Consider the following 20,963-nt stretch of genomic DNA (forward strand, 5'->3'; position numbering starts at 1 on the left):
GTGCGGGAGAGGGTATCGTCTACGCTCACGCTCGACCACTCACAGGAGACACGTCATGCCCCGCACCATCGCCGAGAAGCGCGCGGCCTTTCGCGCGCTGCACGAATCGGGCTGCTTCATGCTGCCCAATCCCTGGGATACGGGTTCCGCGCGTTATCTCGAATCGCTCGGTTTCAAGGCGCTCGCGACGACGAGTTCCGGTTTCGCCTGGTCACGCGGGCACGCGGACAATCACGTCGCGCGCGATGACGTGCTGGCGCACCTGCGCGAGATCGTCGCCGCGACGGACCTGCCCGTGAACGCCGACTTCGAAAGCGGTTTCGGCGCGACGCCCGCCGAGGTCGCCGAAAGCGTCAGGCTGGCGGTGGCGACGGGCGTCGCGGGCTTGTCGATCGAAGATTCGACCGGAGATGAAGCGGCGCCGCTGTTTTCGATCGACGTGGCAGTGCAACGCATGCAGGCGGCGCGGCGCGCGATCGATGAATCCGGCGGCGATACGCTGCTCGTCGGGCGTGCGGAGAATTTCTTCGCCGGCAAGCCCGATCTCGACGACGCCATCGCGCGCCTCAAGGCTTATGCCGAAGCCGGCGCCGATTGTCTCTATGCGCCCGGCATCAAGACGCGCGAACAGATCGAGGCCGTGGTCCGGGCCGTTGCGCCGAAGCCGGTGAATCTGCTGATCGGCGGCGTGTCCGACTTCACGCTGGATCAGGTCGCCGCGCTCGGCGTGCGGCGCGTCAGTGTGGGCGGCGGACTGGCGCGCGCAGCGTGGGGCGGCTTCATGCGCGCGGCGCAAGGTCTCGTCGATGGCCGTTTCGACGGATTCAAGGACGCCGCAGCGGGCAACGATCTCAACGGCATCTTCCGCTGAACGGCGGCAACATGCGCTGCTCGGGCAAAGGCTGCGCCGCTTCGACGATCTCGAGCGGCGCATCGAAGCGAAGCCCGGGTTCCAGCGCGAGCGGGACCAGCCAGCGCAGGTTGGGGATCACGTTGTCCGGCAGCGCGTCGACCGGAAAGATGCCGATCTCCTCGGCGTCGCCGCGCCGTGCGGAAAACGCCTCGGCGCTGCTCATGAAGAAGAAGTCGATCTTATATGAACCGGGCCTGACAAGCCGGACGTAGTGGATCCACTCGTCAGGCGTCGAGGCGACCATCGCTTCTTCCATGAATTCGCGCGCCATGGCGTCGGCGGCGGTTTCGCCCGCCTCGACCTTTCCGCCCACGCCATTCACCTTGCCGTGCTGCCATTCGGGCTTCAGCTTGGACACGAGCACCACATGCCGCCTGCACTCGGAAAACATGAAACCGGTGACGTACTCGATCATGCGCTCAGCTCGGCAATCGCAGCCGGATGATGGCTGCCGATCCTGATCGTTTCGCTGCGGTCGGGGCCGTAGGAAACGAAGCGAATCTTTGCGGACAGGTGCGACTGGATGAAGCCGAGGTAGTGCCTGAGTTCGGCGGGAAATTCATCGACGGAATCATATCGGCCGGTCAATTGCGGCCAGCCGGGCAAGCGCTCATAGACCGGTTCGACGTCCGCGAACTGCATCAACGCCTCATTGGCCGACACCGCGCGTCCATTCAGACGATAGCCCGTGCAGACCGTGATCTCATTCATGCCGCCCAGCACGTCCACATTGGTGATGGCAATTTCCGTCACGCCGGCCAGTCTGACCGCATGATCGACCAGCGGCAGATCCAGCCAGCCGCATCGTCTGGGCCGCTTCGACACCGTGCCGTACTCGTGGCCTCGTTCGCGAATGTACTCGGCGCGCTCATCGTCGAGTTCGGTGGGAAACGGCCCGTTGCCGACCCGGATCATATAAGCCTTCATGACGCCGAGCACATGCATCTTGTGTGCAGGTATGCCTATCATCCCGAAGCAGTTCTGCGGCAAGGTCTGATAGGCCACCGTATAGGGATAGGTGCCGAATGCGCAGTCGAGAAAGGCCGCTTGCGATGTTTCAAGCAACACACCTTCGTTCGCCGCAAGCGCTGCGCTGATTTTCTCGTCGGTGAAACACTCGTAGTGTCTGACGGTCTTGCCCAGTTCGAGAAGCTTTTCGAATTCGCAATCGAATTCGAGGTCCAGCGTGCCCTCGAAGACTTTTTCGATCTGTTTCTTCCGGATGTCCCACAGCAATGAAAGTCTCTGCCGCAACGTGTCGGGATGCTGCGTGTCGATCAGCCGGATGCCGTGCCGGTTCGATTTGTCCTCGAAACACGCGCCCACGCCGACACCAACCGAACCGATCTTCTTCTCGCCTTTGAAGTTTTCAGACGCCCGGTTCAGCCGGGCGTGAATCGGCAACACGATATGACAGCGGGGGTCGATATAAATCTTGTTGTCGGGGTGGACGGACTGGACATAGGCGATTTCGCGTTCCAGGGTTTCGAGACTGAGCAGCGAACCCTGGCATACATAGAGTTCTTTCGCGCCTTCGAGCGTGGCGGGAATTTGCGAGAACGCGGCCTTGGTTTCACCGACGTTCACCGTGTGTCCGGCATTCGCGCCGCCGTTGAACCGGGCGATATGCCGGTAGCGCCGCGACAGATAATCGACGAACTTGCCTTTGCCTTCATCCCCGAATTGCAGACCCATTACAGCGTGAAACATGAATGACTTCCTAAAATGATTGATTCAGCGCGATCGCGTCGGCGAACGTCGCGGCTTGCATCAGGGAATGAGCGACAGGCACGCCGACTTGCGCCAGGCGTTCATGGCTATGGGTCCCCGATGAATACAGAACAGCGTGAATGCCGGCTGCGCGTGCGGCCAGTGCGTCATCGATCGAGTCGCCGATCACGACAATCGCATTGGCCTCGACGGCATGCGTTCGTTTCAGCAGATCGACATGCGCGGCCAGGTGATCGAGCTTGCCATTGCGCGTGAGCGGAAAATTGCGCCCGTGAACGCAGCAAAAGTACGCATCGATCTCGAAGCGTCGGATCATGCCGGTGAGGATCGGCTGCTTTAAAAGCGAGCAGACGGATTGACTCGTCCGGCTCGCGATAACCTCGCGTGCATCGTGAGCCAGCGGTGCAAGATGAATCGCGTCGCGATAGTAGTCGTTGAAGATCACGCCGATTGCATCGAGCTCGGCGTCCAGGATCTCTCTTCCGAGAATGCTGCTGTAGAAGTCGTGTACCGGAACGCAGTAAAGCGCGCGATAGTCTTCGAGCGATAACTCGCTGAGCTTGAAGTGGCGCAGCGCGCGATTGGTCGCCTCCAGCGCAATGCTGACGTCGTTCAATAACGTGCCGTTCCAGTCCCAGACAATATGTGCTTGAGGTTTCATTGCAGGGTGCCATGTGTGCAGGAACACGACTGGGCGAGCGCGAAGAGTCCGGCCGGCGCCCGCGGGCGGTTTTTCAATATCGCCATATCGTGTCTCGCCCTTTGAATGGAGACCGGCATGGCACCGATATCGTCGACGAGCGACAACAGTGATGTCGAGAAATCGGCCCATTGGTCAAGCGTCGTGTGATAGAGATTCGAATCTTCAGCGACAGGAAATTTCCTGAGCAAGCGGTGATGTCTGAAATTCCAGGGCGAGAGCGTATCGAGCCGCTGCGCATCGAAAATGGCTTCGTCATGCTGATATCCCGTAACGCGAAGCATCTTTTCCCAGTGCAGTTCCGCAGCCCAGGGCCCGACGATCGCGTCAGGCGCTGCATTCAGGATCTGTTCGGCCCGGTTCAAGGTATTCCCCGTGCCGCAGTTATCGTCGACGAGTCGAATTCTTTTGCAAGCGGCAATACTGTTTCCCCAGATCATGTCCGAATTGTTCGCGGCGTCATCGTAGGCAGACAGCTTCAGGAAATTCAGTTGAGCGTCATGAATGGCCGATAGCAACGCGGCCGGCGCACCGCCGCCAAGCAGAATGCCGATGCAGCAATCCCATTCCGCTTCCAATGAAAACATGCCGGCGGAAATCGACAGCGCGTGATTGTCGCCTTCGAGAAACACACGAGGCACGGAATCCAGTACTTCACGCGGCATGGCGTCCCTGGAAAAGCGCGCGGCGGCCGGCACGTGGCGCGAGCCGAGAAGCAGCGCCACGAGTTGCCCGGCATGGTCCCTGACAGCATCGATGAGCGGAATGACCGCGTCATTGCTGATCTGCTTTGCCAGACACGCGTCGAGCATTCTCAGCAGCTTGTTCAGAAGGTGATCGGCGAGAATGTAGCGGGCAGGCCGGGAGCACAGGCTGCCATTGCATTCGAGGTTCTCGTTGATTGCCGAAAGAACGAGGATTTCTTCGAGCAGGTCGCGGCCGCTCGCCGTTCGATAATAATTTTTCGAGCGCGATGCAATGCCGCTTTCATGCGTGCCGATCAGCGCTGGAAAATCTCGCACATCGCGGTGAATCAGATCGAGCTCGTGCAAGCCTCCTCTCATGTCACCGAGGAGGCCGAACGTGGACAGGCTCGGGAAGCGGCTCAACCATGAATGGGTCATACGGTTGCGGTCTGCCTGAGCTGTGCTTCAATCTCGCCGTACGACAGGCTGCCGCAATGCAGCGCCTGCCCCAGCACCGTTCCTTCCACTTCGATAGCCTTCAAAGCAAAGATATCGTCGATGCTCGACACGCCTCCGCCGGAAACGATGGGTCTGCTGGTCCTTTTCGTCATGGCTTCGAGCAAGCGAAGATTGGGATGATTCATGTTTCCGCCGCGGTTCACGTCGGTGACCACATAGCGCGGGCATCCGAGTTGGTCCAGTAAGGCCAGTTTCGGCCAAACGTCTCCCGACTCGTCATTCCATCCACGGCTGGTCAGCCTATAACCGGAATCCGATTCGCGGACGTCCAGAGCAATGGCAATCTTTTCGCCATATCGCTTGAAAAGACTTTCGCACCAATGCGGATTCTCGAGTGCCGCCGTACCGATATTGATCCGGCCGCATCCTGCATCGATTAATTGGGCGACGTCGTTTTCGGTCCTGATTCCGCCGCAGACCTGCACGTTGGCTCTAACCTGCTTCAATAACTCGAAGACCAGATGGCGGTTGCTTCCTTTGCCCGCGGCAGCATCCAGATCGACCACGTGAATCCAGCGTGCGCCCGCATCCTGAAAGGCGAGCGCCAGGTCGATGGGACTTCCCAGCCGCTCCGCTTTCATGTCATGACCGAGCGTGGCGGCAATTGCGGTTCTGGAAGTCAGTGCATGTGCATTAACGATATCGACCGATGGATATAAGGTGAATCTCACACTCCTCCTTGATTTTGGTTGTTCAAAACAAGCGCTTTGAAACGAATGTTTTGAGTAGGGGTAAATGAGGATTGAAAATATAGTCCTGATACTTTTTTGAGAGTGAGGCCGAGATATCTGCCTTTAGACAACTATCAAGAAATCGCTGGCTTCGGCGTAACGCCCGGCGGTGCGGGCGCGATCGGCGCAAGCAAGCGACAATGAAGTTCTTCTCGACATTGCCAGGACCCGCATGGACGAACTCACGCTGCTTGCGGACGCCAACGACCGCGCCCGCCGCTATCTCGAATCCGCCGCCACGCGTCGCGTGTTTCCTGATGCCGCCGCGCTCGCCGGCCTCGACGCCTTCGACGAGCCCTTGCCCGACCACGGCCACCCGCCGTCCGAGGGCCTTCGGTTGCTGGACGAAAAAGGCTCGCCCGCCACGGCGGCATCCAACGGCCCGCGTTACTTCGGCTTTGTCGTCGGCGCCACGCTGCCTGCCGCTGCGGCAGCCGAACGGATGATGCTGGCGTGGGATCAATGCGCGTCGTCGTTCGACAACTCACCGGTGTCGGCGACCATCGAACGCATTGCCGCGCGCTGGGTCGTCGATGTGCTCAAGCTGCCGGAGGGCAGCGCGGTCGGCTTTGGCACCAGTGCGACCGCCTGCACGATGGCGGCCATCGCGGCGGCGCGCCGGGCGTTGCTGGCGCGCCGAGGCTGGGACTTCGACGCGGACGGCTTGATCGGCGCGCCCGAAGTGAAGGTCGTGATCTCGGAGATGGCGCACATCACCGTCAGGAAGGCGCTGCGCATCCTGGGCTTCGGCATGAAGCGCGTGATCGTCGCGCCGGCCGATGAACACGGCCGCATCGATCCCGAACGCGTGCCGCCGCTGGACGACATGACCATCTTCTGCATGCAGGCCGGCGAAGTGAATACCGGCGAGTTCGATCCGTTCGCCGTGCTCGTGCCGCACGCGAAAGCGGCCGGTGCGTGGGTTCACGTGGATGGCGCTTTCGGCCTGTGGGCGCGGGCGTCGTCGAAGGCGTTTCTCACGGATGGCATCGACGGCGCGGACAGCTGGACCACGGACGGCCACAAGTGGCTCAACACGCCTTATGACGGCGCCATGGTGATCTGCCGCGATGCCGCCGCGTTGGCCTCCGCGATGAACAGCGATGCCGTCTACCTGACGGGCGCACCGGATGCGCAGAAGAACCTGACGCTGGAGTTCTCGCGCAGGCCGCGCGGCATTCCGGTCTGGGCGGCGTTGCGCTCGCTCGGGCGCGCGGGTGTCGCGACGATGATCGAGCGGCATTGCGCCCAAGCTTCACGAATCGCTGAAGGCTTGCGCGAGGCGGGCTACGAAGTGCTCAATCGCGTGGTGATCAATCAGGTGCTGGCGCGCGGGTCCACTGACGAGCAGACCGTCGTGATCCGTCAGGCAGCGCAGGCGTCGGGCGACACGTGGTTCGGCGCGACCGTCTGGCAGGGGCGGCCAGCGTTCCGGATCAGCGTGTCGTCGTGGCGTACGACCGACGAACACGCGGACCAACTGGTCGCGCTGCTCGTCGATCTGAAACGGCGCGTCTGAACCTCAATCCGCGTGTGCGCGGTCGAAGGCCCAGACGTCCGGGAAGCCCATCAGCTCGCACATCGCGGAGAACGGATACATCGCGTCAGATGCGCTCTCCGTGTTCTTGCGCGCGAGGATCTGCCCGTACGCGTCCTTGAGCGCCTTCGCGGCCGTTAGGAAGCCCGTCGCCGGATAGATCGCCAGCGTGAAGCCGAGCTTCTGGAACTCGTCGGGCGCAAGCTGCGGCGTGCGTCCGCCTTCCACCACGTTCACCAGTAGCGGCTGATCGAAGCTGCGGCCAATCTTCTCCAATTCCTCGACACTCTCCGGCGATTCGATGAACAGCACGTCCGCGCCCGCCTTCGCGAACGCTTCGGCGCGGCGCAACGCTTCGTCGAGACCGAGCGAGGTGCGTGCATCGGTACGCGCGATGATCTGGAAGTTGCTGTCGCTGCGGCTTTCCGCGGCGACCTTGATCTTGCGCACCATGTCGTCGAGCGGGATCACGCGACGGCCCGGCGTGTGGCCGCACTTCTTCGGAAACTCCTGGTCTTCGAGCTGAATGCCCGCCGCGCCCGCCTGTTCATAACCGCGCACCGTATGCGCGACGTTGAGCAGGCCGCCGTAGCCGGTGTCGCCGTCGCAGATCATCGGGGTATTCGTGCCGGCGCAGAAGGCCGCGACGCGGTTGACCATGTCGGTGTAGGTGGCGAGGCCCGCGTCCGGCAGGCCGAGGTACGACGCCACCGTGCCGAAGCCGGTCATGTACAGGCATTCGAAGCCCATGGAATCGGCCATCTTTGCGGAGATCATGTCGAAGACGCCCGGCGCGGTGACCAGGTCCTTGCGCGCGAACCGCGCTTTCAACGCCTGGCGCTTGCTTTCGTGTGTGACGCTCATGAGGTTTTCCTTTCGTGACGATGTGAAGTAAGGATCAACGCTGCGATTCGTGCGAGAGCGGCGAACGGGCAAGCGCGTCGCCGGGTTCGAGCGACGGCGCGATGTCTTCCAGCGACCGCCGGTTCGTCTCGATGCCGAACACCGCCAGCACGACGGTCATGACGATCAGCGTGCCGATGATCATCGACAGCACGTCCTTGACGCCGCCCGCCGTGTACATCACGACGACGAGCTGCGGCGCGAAGATGCCCGTGATGCGACCCGCGCAGCCCGCGATGCCATTGGCGCGCATGCGGTTCTCGGTCGCGAACAGTTCGGGAATGTAGGTGGCGATGCCGAGCGCGACGAGCAGATAGGTGAGCGTGAACAGCAGGAAGCCGAGCAGCGTCGCCATTTCGACGCCGGTCGAGTGCCCGTACAGCCAGCCGACCACCGCCGCCATCGCCGAGACCACGATGAGCCCGTTCCTGCGGCCGATGCGGTCGGCGAGAAACACGCCGAGCAGCGCGCCCGCCGGCCCGCCGAGCGACATCAGCGACGAATAACCGAGCGACGACGCCATGCCGATGCCCTGTTTCATCAGGAAGGTCGGCACCCAGACGATGAAGCCGTAGATGACCATGTTGACCGCCACCTGCACGACGATGGACACGAACGTGCGGCGGATCTGCGCCGGCCCGAAGAGTTCGAGCAGCGTGGTCTTGCGCGTGACGGTGCGGGGCACGTCGGCGATGGGCGGCAGCGGCGCGGTGCGCGACGATTCTTCCTCGGCGGCGCGCAGGATCGCTTCGGCTTCCTCATAGCGGCCTTTCGATTCGAGCCAGCGCGGCGATTCCGGCATCTTCTTGCGGATCACCCACACGATCATTGCGCCCACGCCGACGATGGCGAACATGGCGCGCCAGCCGATCGACGGAATGATCAGATAGCCGAGGAAGGTCGAGAAGAACAGCGCGGAGTTCGTCATCAGCGACAACATCGCCGACCACTTGCCGCGCACGGCGGGCGGCATGAATTCGCCGATCGAGCCGTAGCCGACCACGATCTCCGCGCCCAGTCCGAGCCCCATGAAGAAGCGGCACACGATGAGCCACGTCATGTTCGGCGCGAAGGCGCCCGCGATCGACGCCAGTCCGAAGACCGCGAGATTGAACTGATACGTGAACTTGCGGCCCTTCGCGTCGCCGAGCACGCCGGCCGCGAAGGCGCCGATCAGCATGCCGATGAAGGTCGACGAGAGAAACGCGGCGTTCAGTTGCAGGTTCGACCAGCCCATCTTGGTGAGCGCGCCGAGCACGCCGCCGGCCAGATAGACATCGAACGAATCGAGAAACATGCCCGCGCCGATCAGCCATAGCACGCGCTTGTGAAAGCCGGAAATCGGCAGCCGGTCCAGACGCGGACCGGCGTTGACGGTGCTGACGGTGGTGTCAGCGGTGGTGGTGCCTTCGTTGCCCAGCATGTCGTGTCTCCTCTGTCGTCCAAGCGACTTTTTCAACGACGGTTCATCAATGCTGTTGCTGCTCGACGGTCATGCGCGACGCGTCATGCGGAGGCCGCATGCTCCCGGTCGTAACGGTCGAGCACCGCCTTTTCGGCGGCGAGAATATGGCAGCGCGTGATGGCTTCCGCCCACGCGACGTTGCGCTGTTCGAGCGCCATGACGATCTCGAAATGCTGGCGCGCGCTGCGTTCACGGTCTGCGTCGCTATAGGTGTCGAAGGTCCACTTGATGAGCGGCGTTTCCTTCATCGACTTGAGCGAGCGGTCGAGCCGCGCATTGTTGGCGGCGGCCGTGATGATGGCGTGGAACTCGCCGTTCGCGGCGAACCAGGCTTCGCAGGACTCGGGCGTGGACGGATGCTGCGTGAGGGCGAACATCGCGTCGGCAAGTGTTTTCAGATGCGCAATGTCCGAAGCGCCAATTCCAAGCGCCGCGCGGCCCGTGAGATACGGCTCCACCAGCAAGCGCGCTTCGAAGATTTCGCGCGCGTCCTGCAGCGTCCACGCCTTGACCCGCACGCCGTAGTTCGGCCGGGTTTCGACCCAGCCTTCGGCATCGAGACGACGCAGCGCCTCGCGCACCGGCGTGCGGCTCACGCCGAGGCTGCGGGCGAGTTGCTCCTCGCGCAGATACTGGCCCGCGCCGTACTGGCCGCCGGCGAGCGCCTCCTTGATCGCAAGGTAGACGTCATCGGCCGAGCGCGCGGGTTCCGGCGAAGTTGTATGCAAAACCTGCTGAGATTCGGCCACCTGACACCCGTTTCACACGTTCGACGGGATCATTGTATGCAAAGTGAGTCCGTCGATCCGTGGGGGATTTCCCGCAGTGCCTGCTTACTTGCGGTGTTTCGCCATGTAGCCGAGATAGGCGATAAGGGCGTCGAGATTGCTGTCGCTGATGGCGTTCTGGTCGAAGGCGGGCATCTTCATGTCCTGCCACGCGCGGATCGACTTCGGATTGCGGATGAACGACTTCAACACCCACGGCTGGAAATATTCAGTGGGGTTGTGCGGGAGATTGAGATCGGGACCCATCGACGCGTCGCCGGCGCCGTTCATCTTGTGGCACACGATGCACTGCGTCGCGAACACGGCCTGGCCACGCCTGATGGGCGAATTCGCGGGCACGCTTCGGTCAACCGCGAGTTGCGGCCAGCGCGCGGCGAGCGTCGGCGCGACGCGGATCGAATCGACCTTGTAGGGCCATTGCTCGCTCGACACGCCCGACAACGCCGGATCCAGCCACACGACGTAGAACGGACCGATGTCGCCGCCGTCGGGCAGGCGCGGCCAGGGCGCATCAGGCGTTTCGACGGCAAGCCACGGTTCCGCGCGCTTGCCGGCATGACCGAACAGCAGTTGCGGCGGAAGATGCGTGACGAAGCCATCGCTCGCGGTGATCTGGAGTTCCTGTTGCGCGGGCAGCGCGGTGACGCCGAGCAGCGCACGCAAGGGCACGGCGCGGTAGGTCATCGTGCGGTGAAAGACGACGTCGTTCGGGACGTGGATGGTGGCGGCGTCGGGACGCGCGAGCAACTGCTCGGTCGTGAGCGAGCGCTCGCCGCCGACGTTGATCGCAAGGCTCGCGGCCCACGATGCAACGCTTAAGCTCATCAGGCTGGTAAGGACAAGGACATGGCGCAGGTTCATCGTATGTCCTTCAGCGCGTATTGCTGAACAGCGGCGAGGCGAGACTGGCCGCCGCCAGTTCGTTCGCCGCGGCGAGCAAGGTGGGGCCGAGCGTGGCCATGCGTTTCTCGGTGAGCCGGATCAGCGGCCCCGCGATGCTGATGACGCCGATCGCCCGATGGCCACGTCGCTGCACCGGCGCGGCCATCGCCGTCATGCCGGGGGCGAAGACCTCGTTGATGGTCGCGTAGCCGCGCGTGCGGGCGGCATGCACGAATTCGAGCAGGCCGGTCACGGTGGTCGGGGCGCGCGGCCCGTATTGCTTCGGCGTGCCGAAGCCCTGGCGCGACACGAGTTCGAGCGCGCGTTCGTCGCTCATCGTCATCATCCAGGCGTGGCCGGTCGCGCTGCACGAGAGGATGGTGTCCATGCCCATGTCCGGGTCGTAGCGCAGGCCCTTGAGCGCGCCTTGCGCCTTCGCGACCCACGTGAGGCGGTCGCCGTCCACGATCGCCAGCCGCACCAGTTCACCCGATTGCTCGGCGAGGCGATCGAGCATGCTCTGCGCGATATCGACGATGCCCGACGTGGCCAGATAGCTCAGCCCGAGACCGACGAGCCGCGTGGTGAGCACATAGTCGCCGTGTTCGCGTAACTGGCGGACATAGCCGCATTGCTTCAGATCCACCAGCAGGCGATGACACGCGCTGCGCGGAATGTCGAGCTGGTCGGAGATCATCGCGAGCGGCGTGCCTTCCATTTGCGTCGCGAGAAATTCGAGGACCGCCATGGTTCTTTCGGTGACGCCGGGCATTGCTTCCTCGTGTTGGGTCGGGCGTTAACGAGCCGCATGATTGCACATGGCGGGATGAAATTCCACCCTGGAACGATGTCCCACCACTGCTGATAATCTGTGCGCCATGCCGGTTCTAACGGCCGATAAATGGAGAGGAGACACACACATATGCAAGCACCAACCCAAGCGCATCAGTCGATGCGTACACGCGCCGTGACGGCCGCTGCGATCGGTACGGCGCTCGAATGGTTCGACTTCACACTGTACGGCGCGCTGGCCGCGACCGTCTTGCCGAAGCTGTTCTTTCCGTCGATGGACGCGACCTCCGCATTGCTCGCCTCGCTCGCGACCTTCGGCGTGGGACTCGCGGCGCGTCCGCTCGGCGCGATCATCTGCGGACACCTCGGCGACAAGCTTGGCCGCCGCAACCTGATGCTCGGCACCGTCACGGTGATGGGCCTCGCGTCGATGCTGATGGGCTTCCTGCCGACCTACGCGAGCATCGGCGTATGGGCGCCGCTGTTGCTGGTGATCCTGCGCATTTTGCAGGGCTTCGCGCTTGGCGGCGAATCGACCGGCGCGCAATTGATGGCGATCGAACACGCGAGTCCGGATGCGCGCGGCAAGTACTCGGGCCTGCTCGGCCTGTGCTCGCCGCTCAGTCAGATCATGGCGAACGGCGTGCTGCTCGGACTCTCGTCGACGATGTCGGCGGAGGCCTTCGACAGCTATGGCTGGCGTATTCCGTTCATCCTGAGCTTCGTGCTGGTGGTCGTCGGCGTGTATATCCGGCTGCGCGTGGCGGAAACGCCTGCGTTCGTGGCGCTCTCGAAAACGGAAGTCGCGGATGTCGGCAGCCCGCTGCGCGATGCGCTGCGCCTGCACTGGCGCACCGTGTTGCGCTGGATGCTGTTCTTTTGCGGACCGGCGGCGATCTTCTATCTGATCGTCGTGTTCTCGCTGAGCTATGTGACGAAGACGCTCGGCGTGCCGAAGCAGACCGGCTTCCTGCTGCTGATGGGCGCGAATGTCTGCGCGATCGTCGGTGCGCTGGCGGGCGGCATGCTGAGCGACCGGATCGGCAGGCGGCGCGCGCTGGCCATCGGCTCGACGGCCACCTTGCTGATGCTGTTCGTGTACTTCCAGATCCTCGACACGAAGAGCTTCATGCCGATGCTGCTCGCGATGGGCTTCTTCCTCGGCTTCACGCAATTCCAGAGCGGTATCCAGCCGGTAGCCTTCGCCGAAGCCTTTCCGACCAACGTGCGTTATTCGGGCTCCGCGCTGGCTTATACGGGCGCGAACCTCGTTGCCGGCGGCCCGATGCCCGTGCTCGCGGTGTGGCTCTTCGCGGTCTGCAACGGCTCGCCCTGGGGCGTGGTGGCGGTGTGCGTCGTGTTCAACCTGATTTCCCTTGCGATGATCCTGACCGCGCCGGAAACGCTGGGCATCGACATGAACCGTACCGATTCCGCGGCGGAAGTCGCGGGCGCGTCCGCGCCTTCTTCCCTGCAATCACACTGAACCGACGAAGCTGATGAATCCCACTGTCTATGTCCTGAACGGCTCCAACCTGAACATGCTCGGCAAGCGCGAGCCGCATCTTTACGGCACCACGACGCTCGCGCAAGTGCAGGCGCGCAGCGAAGCGCTCGCGGGTGAGCTTGGTCTTGCCTGCGATTTTCGCCAGACCAATCACGAAGGCGTGATGGTGGACTGGTTGCAGGAAGCCTTCGAGAAGGAGGCCGCCGTGATCATCAATCCGGCCGGCTTCTCCTTCTCGTCGATTCCCGTGCTCGATGCCATCAAGCTGATCCGCAAGCCAGTGATCGAAGTGCACATCACGAATATCCATCAGCGTGACGAGCAGTATCGGCATTCGCTGGTTTCGCTGGCGGCGCGGGGGGTGATCTGCGGGTTGGGACCGCAGGGGTATTTGCTTGCGTTGAGGGCGGTGGCGGAGATGTTGCGGGAAGCCGCTTAGCCTTCGCCCGCCGTGAACTCCGCCCGCAACGACTTGCGAATGATCTTCCCCGTCGCGGTCATCGGCAGTTCGTTGGCGAAGCGCACTTCACGCGGATATTCATGCGCGGCGAGCCGTGTGCGCACGTGGTCCTGCAATTCGCGCACGAGCGCATCCCCCGGCTCGAAGCCCTCGTTGAGCACGACCACCGCGCAGACGATCTCCGTGCGCCGCGCATCCGGCACGCCGATGACCGCCGCAAAGCGCACCGCTGGATGCCGGATCAGGCAGTCCTCGATCGGCCCCGGCCCGATGCGATAACCCGCGCTCGTGATGACATCGTCGTCGCGGCCGAGGAAGCGGAAGAAGCCGTCTTCGAGCGTGCCGAGATCGCCGGTCAGCAGGAACTCGCCGCGAAACTTCTCCGCGGTCGCGCTTTCGTCGCGCCAGTAGCCGAGGAACATCACCGGGTCCGGCCTCTCGATGGCGATGTGCCCCGGCGTGCCGTCGGGCACCGGCGCGCCGTGATCGTCGACCACGGCCACGCGATGCCCCGGCACCGCCCGGCCAATCGCACCGCTCTGCGGCTCGAACCAGCGCGCGCACGATGACAGCACCATGTTGCATTCGGTCTGTCCATAGAACTCGTTGATGGTGACGCCCAGCATCGCGCGTCCCCACGACAGTAACTCCTCGCCCAGCGATTCCCCGCCGCTCGCCACCGAACGCAGCGCCAGACCGTCAGGCTTGGCGCCAGATGTCGCGCGCATCATTTTCAGCGCGGTCGGCGGCAGAAAGGTATGGCTCACCTGGTGGCGCACGAGCAGGTCATACGCGGCGGCGCCGTCGAACTTGTCGAAACGGCGCGCCAGCACCGGCACGCCGTGATGCCACGACGGCATCAGCACGTCGAACAGACCGCCGATCCACGCCCAGTCGGCGGGCGTCCAGAACAACGTGGCGTCGCGCGGAAAGCATTGCTGCGACATCTCCACGCCCGGCAAATGGCCCAATAAAATGCGCTGCCCGTGCAGCGCGCCCTTCGGCTTGCCCGTCGTGCCGGACGTGTAGATGATGACGGCGGGATCGTCGGCGGCGGTATCGACGAGAGCGGGTTCATCGGATGCGGCTTCGATCGCGGGCCAGAAGTCCGACTCGGCGCAGAACACATGGTGCAGATCGGGCAAGGCGGCGCGGATCTGCGCGATCTTCGCGGCGCCTTCGGCATCGGTGATGACGGCCTTCGCGCCCGAATGCCCGAGACGGAATTCAATGGCGTCCATGCCGAACAGCGCGAACAGCGGCACGGCGATGCAGCCCATCCGGTACGCCGCGAGATGCGCGATGGCCGCTTCCACGGACTGCCGCACGAAGATGGCAACGCGGTCGCCGCGTTCGACGCCCCGCGCCCTCATCGCGTTGGCGAAGCGGTTGGAGAGACGCTTGAGGTCATCGAAGCTATAGCGCTGCTGGGAGAGATCGGCGGCTTCGACGATCAGCGCCAGGCGGCCCGAGCCGTCCGCCCATTTGTCGCACACATCCTGCGCGATGTTGTAGCGCGCGGGAATGGGCCATTCGAACTGCGCTGCGACGGCTTCGTACGAGTCACCAGACGGGAGCATGGGCGAGGGCGGGATGGTTGTTCGTGCGGACATCATACTTCGGCTCCGTGCCCGGCAACGTGTTCAGTCGATGCGCTTCTGCCATGCCGCCACCGCCCCGGCGACGAGCGCGACACCAATCAAATAATAGAAGCCATCGAGCGAACTCAGGAAGTTGGCTTGCTGCGCGACGAGGCGGCCGATCTCGCCCATCGCAAGACTGCTGGCCTCCGACGCGCTGTGCCCGCTGTTCAGAAAGCCGCCGAGCAGGCTTCGATACGCATTCTCGAAGACCGGGTTGTACGGGTTGATCGTTTCGACGAGCCGCGTCTGATGCAACGCCACGCGATGCTGTTCGAGAATGATGATGGTCGCCGTGGAGAACGAGTAGGTCAGCTGCTTGACGATGTTCTTGAAGCGATAGCTGTGGCTGTATTCGTCGATTGCGAAGACGCGGAAGGTGAGATTCGCCACCGGCAGCGCGATGAAGAGCAGCAGCATGCCGCGCAGGATCATCGGGGTGATGAGCCAGCCCATGCTGACATCGGGCGGCAGGTTGATCATCCACGCGCCGATGAACGCGGCCATCAGGAAGCCGCTCATGATGAGCCACTTCTTGTGCTTGATGCGCGCGGAATAGCGGAAATAGATCACGGCCATGCCGAGCGACACGATCGAGGTCAGTCCGACGAGCCGTCCCGCGTTCTCCACCGGATAACGCAAGCCGCCTTCGAGCAGGCGCGAGACGAGGAAGCTCATCGCGTTGTTGATGTAATAGAACCCGATGTACAGCACGATGCCCACTTGAAACGTCTTCTCGCGCAGTGCCTGAAGCCGCAGCAGCGGACGCGGATGATGCCACTGATGCCAGACGAACCAGCCGAGCGCGAGCACGCCGGTGGCCGTCAGCACGATGAGTTCCGGCGAGCCGCTGAACAACTCGAAGCGCACTTGCTGCATGACGATCTGCAATGCGCCCTGTGCAAACGCGAAGATGACATAGGGCCAGAAATGCGTGTCGCCGCGGTCTTCGGGTTGTACGCGTCCGGTCGAGGGCACGGCAAGGAACGCGAGCAGCGCGAGCACGGCGCCGCCGATTGCCGTGCAGGTGAACAGCGCACGCCAGCCGAGCCACGCGACGAGATAGCCGCCGCACAACGGCGCGAGCGCGGTGCCGAGCAGAATCATGTTGAGGAAGCGGCGCGTCGCGGGCGGGCGCAGCTGTGGCGTGAAGCGCGTTTGAATCAGGATGCGCGCCGCGCTCATCATCGGGCCGATGAAGTAGCCCTGGAAGCCGCGTGCGAGCGCCAGTTCGAGTGCGGACTCGGCGAACGTGGCCGCGACCGCGCCCGCCGCAAACAACAGCAGACAGCCCGCGATGTATCGACGGTTGCCTATCCGTTCGATCCACCATTGCTGCTGCAGGATGCCGAGCACCGAGGCGACCGCATACGCGCTGGAGGCCCAGACGAGTTCATCGGACGATGCGTTGATGCCGCCCGCGATGGTGCTCGTGAAGAACGAGAACACGGCGTTGTCGAAGTAGTCGAGGCCGGTTGCCAGCGCGATGGCCCACGCGAAGGAATCCGCGCGCAGGCGCTCCGCGATCCTTCCCGGCAAGCCGAACGATGCCGCACTCATGCGTCATCGTCTCCGGCACTCGCGAGTTTGCGCGGCTTGCGCGCGGCCAGCCGTTCCTGCAGCAGCGCTTCCTTGCTTTCGCCCGCGATGCGCCGCCGCAGATAGTCGAGGTCGTCGGCGAGATCCTTGCGCACCGCCTGCGCTTCCTTCAGCTCGCGCCGCACGCCCGCAATGCGCGCGTCCACCGCTTCGATCTGCTGCGACAGCGCCTGCTCGATCTCGCGCAGCGATGCGCTCGAATAGCCTGTACGGCCTTCGCCGAGCGTTTCCATCGGCCGCTTGAGCATTTCGACGATGCCCTCCAGCGAGAAGCCCAGCGAACGCAGCCGCAGGATGCGCGCGAAGCGTTCCAGATCCTCTTCGCTGTAGAGCCGGTAACGGCCCTCGCTGCGGCTCGGCGTGACAAGCCCGCGTTCCTCGTAGTACTTGAGCGTGCGCGGCGTGACTTGCAGACGTTCGGCGGCGTCGCGGATGGTGAGGAGCGCGGAGGGCGTAGACATGACGAATGACCGGAAGCGATGCCTCTCAGTATAACGCAAACCTGTACGTTCACGTACAGGTTTGCCGGGCATGAGGCATGCTCGCCTGGACAACGCTTCGGGCCACGCGTTGAACCGGAACGCAGTGATAGACTCCAACGGCCTTCCACCGGGCCACGCGGCGCCTGCATCGGACGCTGCCCGAACGTCACGAACGTCACGAACAACCGATACGAATGAAACGATTCTCGATGATCCGCGATTTCCACCTGGCCGACTGGTTCACGCTGGGGAATGCGGTATGCGGTACGGGCGCGCTGTTCTCGGCGATGTCCTACCTCGACGATTCCGATGTCCTGCACATCTATCTCGCCTGCGCGCTGGTGTTCGCGGCACTTGTCTTCGACGTGCTCGACGGACGCATCGCGCGGTGGCGTCAGAAGGCGTCGCTGCTTGGCAAGGAACTGGATTCGCTCGCGGATGTGATCTCGTTCGGCGTCGCGCCGGCGATCATCGCGTATGGCTTCGGCATGCGCGGCCTGTATGACCGCGTGATCCTCGCGTATTTCGTCGCGTGCGGCGTGTCACGTCTCGCGCGCTATAACGTGACCACCGAAGAGATGTCGGGCGCCGCCGGCAAGGTCACGCACTTCGAAGGCACGCCCATTCCCACGTCCTTCCTGATCGTGCTGCTGTTGACGATCGGGGCGGCGCTGGGCGCGATCGGCGAGAACATGTGGTTTGGCTCGTGGCGCATCGGCGGCTTCGTGCTGCATCCGCTCGTGCTGGTCTACGCCATCTCCGGCTCGCTGATGATCAGCCGTATCCGCATCCCCAAGCCTTAACCTCAAGCGCACACGACAGGCGGCGTCAGTGATGCGACGCGTGATGCCGCCCGACCAGCAGGAAATGCACGAGCGCCAGCAGCGGAAACACCGTCGCGCAGACCGCGACGAGCGTCCAGCCGCCATGTTCGTAGATCTGGCTGGCGAACGCCGAGCCGAATGCCCCGCCCACGAAGATGCTCGTCATATAGACCGCGTTCAGCCGGTTACGGCTCGTGGCATGCAGCGCATAGATCTCGCGCTGGCCGAGCACCATGTTCATCTGCACCGCGAAGTCGAGCAGGACGCCCGTCACGACCAGCGCGCCCACGCCCCACGCAGGGTGAATCAACACCGGCAGATAGGCGAGCGCGGCCAGGATCAGCGCGGTGAAGGTGGCGCGCACGGTATGGCCGGCATCGGCGAGACGCCCGGCGATGGGCGCCGAGGTCGCGCCCATTGCGCCGATCAGCGCGAAGATGCCGATGGCCGTCTGCGAAAGCCCATAATGCCGCGAGAGTTCGATGGGAATCGCGGTCCAGAACAGGCTGAACGACGCGAACATCAGCGCCTGATACAGCGAGCGATGACGCAGCACCGGCATCGTGCGGACGAGATGGCCGAGCGAGCCGATCAACTGGAAGTAGGTTGCCTGATGATTCGGCTGACGGCGGGGAATCGTGAGCGCGAGCACCGTCGTGATGACGACCATCAGCACGGCGGCTGCGGCGAACATCGCGCGCCAGCCGAAGTGGCCCGCGACGATGCTCGACACCGGCCGCGACAGCAGGATACCGAGCAGCAGACCGCTCATGATGGTGCCGACCACCTTGCCGCGCGATTCGTCCGGCGCGAGGTGCGCCGCGAGCGGAATCAGGATCTGCACCGCGACCGACGAAAAGCCGATCAGCAGCGAAATCACGAGAAACCAGCCGGGCGTGTGGGTGAACGCGGCGGCCGTCAGGCTCGCGATGGAGACGAGCGCGGTCGCGATCATCAGCTTGCGGTTTTCGAGCAGATCGCCGAGCGGCACGATGAAGAAGAGGCCGAGCGCATAGCCGATCTGCGTGAGCGAGACGATCAGGCTCGCCGTGCCGCCGGCCATGTGCAGGTCGGGCGCGATGAGTTCGGTGATCGGCTGCGCGTAATACAGATTCGCGACGATTGCCCCGCAGCAGAACGCGAACAGCGCGATCAGGCCGCGCGTGAGTTCGATGTGCGGGGTCCCGTCGAGTGGGGTCGATGTGGGTGTCGACATGAGTGTTCCTTGAATGGCAGAGAGGGACTATACGGTGTTGCGGCGCAACCTGCTTGAGGCGCCCCGTGCTTGCCGGGAAGCATAATCGTTGCGTCTGAGCGGTGGAATCCCTCTAGAATGCAAGCTTGCGTTGCGTGCGAAGCAACCAAAAAAGGCGCGGAATGGACAAGCTCCAGGCACTTAACACGCTTCTCGAAGTGGCGCAATCAGGCGGTTTTGCGAAGGCCGCGCGGCGTCTGGGCGTCGCCACTTCGTCGGTGACGCGGCTGATGGACGCGCTCGAAGCATCACTCGGCGCGGCCTTGCTCACACGCACGCCGCGCAAGGTGAGCCTGACCGACGCAGGCGTCGCCTACGTCGAGCAGGTGGGCCGTCTGCTCGACGATCTCGCCGAAGCCGACGAAAGCGTGTTCGACAGCGGCGCGGCGCCGGTCGGCGTGTTGCGCGTCGCGGTGCCTTCCACCTTCGGACGGCTGCGGCTGGCCGCGCATCTGGCGGCGTTCATGGCGGAGCATCCGCGCGTGGTCCTCGACCTCGTCGTCGCGGATCATTACGCCGACCTCGCGACCGAGCGTATCGACGTTGCCGTGCGCATCGGCGTGCCGGACCGCGACGGCACGCTCATCGTGCGCAAGCTCGCGGACAATCCGCGCATGGTCGTCGCGAGTGGTGACTATCTTCAAGAGCGCGGCACGCCGGCGTCACCCGCGGAACTCGCCGCGCACGAGTGTCTGCGTTTCGCGTATGGCGGCGGCCATCGCACGCGGCAGGAATGGACCTTCCGTGCGAAAGGCACCGAGACACGCGTCGAAGTACACGGACACCTGTTGTCGAACAACCTGGACATGCTGCTGCAAGCCACGCTCGCGGGACGCGGCATCGCGCTGCTGCCTGCCTGGCACGTCGATGCCGACCTGCGCGCCGGACGGCTCGTGCGGCTGTTCGACGGCCACGAAGCCAGTCCGCACGAGAAGGGCGTCGTGATCCATGCGGCGTATCTGCCGAACCGGCGGCAGTCGAGCAAGGTCCGGGCGCTCGTGCGGTTCCTGGAGGCGCGCCTCGCCGGTCCGGACGCGACCTGAACTTACGTACCGGCATCCTATACATACATATGATTTGCCCGCGTCTGCCCGCTGCGTAAGATGAACTTCATCGAGGCGGCGGCCGGTCCAGTGCCCGCCGCTCTCATTCGCACGGTTCAGGACCACGCCCTTGTCATTCCCTTCCAGAGTCTCCGTGATCGACGACGACGAATCCGTTCGCGTCGCGTCCTCCAGTCTGCTTCGGTCGCTCGGGTGGGAGGTGAGTCTGTATGCATCGGCGGAAGCGTTCATCGACACGGATCCGCTCGACGGCCTCGCCTGCGTCATCACCGATCTCAACATGCCCGGCATGTCCGGCCTGCAGTTGCAGCAACGCCTGCATGCACTTGCGCCCGACGTGCCCGTGATGTTCGTCACCGCGTTCGCATCGGAGGCCGCCCGCCGGCAGGCGCTCGACGGCGGCGCAGTCTGCTTCCTCAGCAAGCCTGTCGACGGCACCACCGTCGCCGAGTGTCTCGATCGCATCAGGCAAGCTTTTTGAAGGG

General features: G+C 63.7%; 21 protein-coding genes. 7 read left to right on the top strand and 14 right to left on the bottom strand.

Annotated features, from left to right (window positions below):
- Window positions 1-55 precede the first annotated feature (55 nt).
- On the top strand, window positions 56-871 hold the full coding sequence (locus QCE88_RS23470) for an isocitrate lyase/phosphoenolpyruvate mutase family protein (RefSeq protein WP_309906774.1): 816 nt from the start codon (window positions 56-58) through the stop codon (window positions 869-871).
- Here QCE88_RS23470 and QCE88_RS23475 read toward each other — a convergent pair.
- The 5 genes from QCE88_RS23475 to QCE88_RS23495 are packed head-to-tail and all read right to left on the bottom strand — an operon-like array spanning window position 852 to window position 5,220.
- Window positions 852-1,328 carry an NUDIX domain-containing protein gene (locus QCE88_RS23475; RefSeq protein WP_309906776.1) on the bottom strand — a complete coding sequence of 159 codons (477 nt, stop codon included), beginning with the start codon at window positions 1,326-1,328 and terminating at the stop codon, window positions 852-854. The genes QCE88_RS23470 and QCE88_RS23475 overlap by 20 nt on opposite strands.
- A complete protein-coding gene (locus QCE88_RS23480) occupies window positions 1,325-2,623 on the bottom strand; it encodes an adenylosuccinate synthetase (RefSeq protein WP_309906777.1) in 1,299 nt (432 codons plus the stop codon). The genes QCE88_RS23475 and QCE88_RS23480 overlap by 4 nt, the downstream gene beginning before the upstream one ends.
- A gap of 10 nt (window positions 2,624-2,633) precedes the next feature.
- Window positions 2,634-3,305 (bottom strand): HAD hydrolase-like protein, encoded by a 672-nt coding sequence (locus tag QCE88_RS23485; protein WP_309906779.1) that lies wholly within the window; start codon window positions 3,303-3,305, stop codon window positions 2,634-2,636.
- Window positions 3,302-4,468 (bottom strand): hypothetical protein, encoded by a 1,167-nt coding sequence (locus QCE88_RS23490; RefSeq protein ID WP_309906781.1) that lies wholly within the window; start codon window positions 4,466-4,468, stop codon window positions 3,302-3,304. The genes QCE88_RS23485 and QCE88_RS23490 overlap by 4 nt, the downstream gene beginning before the upstream one ends.
- Window positions 4,465-5,220: a HisA/HisF-related TIM barrel protein gene (locus QCE88_RS23495; protein ID WP_309906783.1), complete on the bottom strand. Its 756-nt coding sequence runs from the start codon at window positions 5,218-5,220 to the stop codon at window positions 4,465-4,467. The genes QCE88_RS23490 and QCE88_RS23495 overlap by 4 nt, the downstream gene beginning before the upstream one ends.
- A 232-nt stretch (window positions 5,221-5,452) precedes the next feature.
- On the opposite strand from QCE88_RS23495, the gene QCE88_RS23500 reads away from it, so the two are divergent.
- The gene (locus QCE88_RS23500; protein WP_309906785.1) at window positions 5,453-6,799 is read left to right on the top strand and encodes a pyridoxal-dependent decarboxylase; all 1,347 of its coding nucleotides are present in this window, start codon (window positions 5,453-5,455) and stop codon (window positions 6,797-6,799) included.
- A gap of 3 nt (window positions 6,800-6,802) precedes the next feature.
- On the opposite strand, the gene QCE88_RS23505 is transcribed toward QCE88_RS23500, so the two are convergent.
- The 5 genes from QCE88_RS23505 to QCE88_RS23525 all read right to left on the bottom strand — a co-directional run bounded on the left by QCE88_RS23505 (window position 6,803) and on the right by QCE88_RS23525 (window position 11,627).
- The gene (locus tag QCE88_RS23505) at window positions 6,803-7,681 is read right to left on the bottom strand and encodes an isocitrate lyase/PEP mutase family protein (protein ID WP_309906788.1); all 879 of its coding nucleotides are present in this window, start codon (window positions 7,679-7,681) and stop codon (window positions 6,803-6,805) included.
- Between the two features lie 34 nt (window positions 7,682-7,715).
- Window positions 7,716-9,143, bottom strand: coding sequence for an MFS transporter (locus tag QCE88_RS23510; RefSeq protein ID WP_309906790.1), 1,428 nt, complete (start codon window positions 9,141-9,143; stop codon window positions 7,716-7,718).
- A gap of 83 nt (window positions 9,144-9,226) precedes the next feature.
- Window positions 9,227-9,913: a GntR family transcriptional regulator gene (locus QCE88_RS23515; protein ID WP_309906792.1), complete on the bottom strand. Its 687-nt coding sequence runs from the start codon at window positions 9,911-9,913 to the stop codon at window positions 9,227-9,229.
- 105 nt (window positions 9,914-10,018) lie between these two features.
- Window positions 10,019-10,834 (bottom strand): cytochrome c, encoded by an 816-nt coding sequence (locus QCE88_RS23520; protein WP_309906794.1) that lies wholly within the window; start codon window positions 10,832-10,834, stop codon window positions 10,019-10,021.
- A 10-nt stretch (window positions 10,835-10,844) separates the two neighbouring features.
- A complete protein-coding gene (locus QCE88_RS23525) occupies window positions 10,845-11,627 on the bottom strand; it encodes an IclR family transcriptional regulator (RefSeq protein ID WP_309906796.1) in 783 nt (260 codons plus the stop codon).
- A gap of 150 nt (window positions 11,628-11,777) precedes the next feature.
- Between QCE88_RS23525 and QCE88_RS23530 the strand changes: the two genes are divergently transcribed.
- The gene (locus QCE88_RS23530; RefSeq protein WP_309906798.1) at window positions 11,778-13,133 is read left to right on the top strand and encodes an MFS transporter; all 1,356 of its coding nucleotides are present in this window, start codon (window positions 11,778-11,780) and stop codon (window positions 13,131-13,133) included.
- Window positions 13,134-13,146: 13 nt separating this feature from the next.
- Window positions 13,147-13,593: a type II 3-dehydroquinate dehydratase gene (locus QCE88_RS23535; RefSeq protein WP_309906800.1), complete on the top strand. Its 447-nt coding sequence runs from the start codon at window positions 13,147-13,149 to the stop codon at window positions 13,591-13,593.
- Here QCE88_RS23535 and QCE88_RS23540 read toward each other — a convergent pair.
- The 3 genes from QCE88_RS23540 to QCE88_RS23550 all read right to left on the bottom strand — a co-directional run bounded on the left by QCE88_RS23540 (window position 13,590) and on the right by QCE88_RS23550 (window position 17,314).
- Window positions 13,590-15,194, bottom strand: coding sequence for an acyl-CoA synthetase (locus QCE88_RS23540; RefSeq protein WP_309906802.1), 1,605 nt, complete (start codon window positions 15,192-15,194; stop codon window positions 13,590-13,592). The genes QCE88_RS23535 and QCE88_RS23540 overlap by 4 nt on opposite strands.
- Window positions 15,195-15,257: 63 nt before the next feature.
- On the bottom strand, window positions 15,258-16,814 hold the full coding sequence (locus tag QCE88_RS23545) for an MFS transporter (RefSeq protein WP_309906804.1): 1,557 nt from the start codon (window positions 16,812-16,814) through the stop codon (window positions 15,258-15,260).
- Window positions 16,811-17,314, bottom strand: coding sequence for a MerR family transcriptional regulator (locus tag QCE88_RS23550; protein ID WP_309906806.1), 504 nt, complete (start codon window positions 17,312-17,314; stop codon window positions 16,811-16,813). The genes QCE88_RS23545 and QCE88_RS23550 overlap by 4 nt, the downstream gene beginning before the upstream one ends.
- A 215-nt stretch (window positions 17,315-17,529) precedes the next feature.
- On the opposite strand from QCE88_RS23550, the gene pssA reads away from it, so the two are divergent.
- Window positions 17,530-18,138: a CDP-diacylglycerol--serine O-phosphatidyltransferase gene (gene pssA / locus QCE88_RS23555; protein ID WP_309906808.1), complete on the top strand. Its 609-nt coding sequence runs from the start codon at window positions 17,530-17,532 to the stop codon at window positions 18,136-18,138.
- A gap of 25 nt (window positions 18,139-18,163) precedes the next feature.
- Here the strand turns inward: pssA and QCE88_RS23560 are convergent, their stop codons facing one another.
- Window positions 18,164-19,375, bottom strand: a complete 1,212-nt coding sequence (locus QCE88_RS23560) for an MFS transporter (RefSeq protein ID WP_309906810.1) — start codon at window positions 19,373-19,375, stop codon at window positions 18,164-18,166.
- Window positions 19,376-19,536: 161 nt separating this feature from the next.
- Between QCE88_RS23560 and QCE88_RS23565 the strand changes: the two genes are divergently transcribed.
- A complete protein-coding gene (locus tag QCE88_RS23565) occupies window positions 19,537-20,457 on the top strand; it encodes a LysR family transcriptional regulator (protein ID WP_309906812.1) in 921 nt (306 codons plus the stop codon).
- Window positions 20,458-20,587: 130 nt separating this feature from the next.
- Window positions 20,588-20,959: a response regulator gene (locus QCE88_RS23570; RefSeq protein WP_309906813.1), complete on the top strand. Its 372-nt coding sequence runs from the start codon at window positions 20,588-20,590 to the stop codon at window positions 20,957-20,959.
- The last annotated feature ends 4 nt before the right edge of the window (window positions 20,960-20,963 follow it).

The sequence above is a fragment of the Caballeronia sp. LZ035 genome, assembly GCF_031451175.1.
Taxonomy (GTDB): Bacteria; Pseudomonadota; Gammaproteobacteria; order Burkholderiales; family Burkholderiaceae; genus Caballeronia.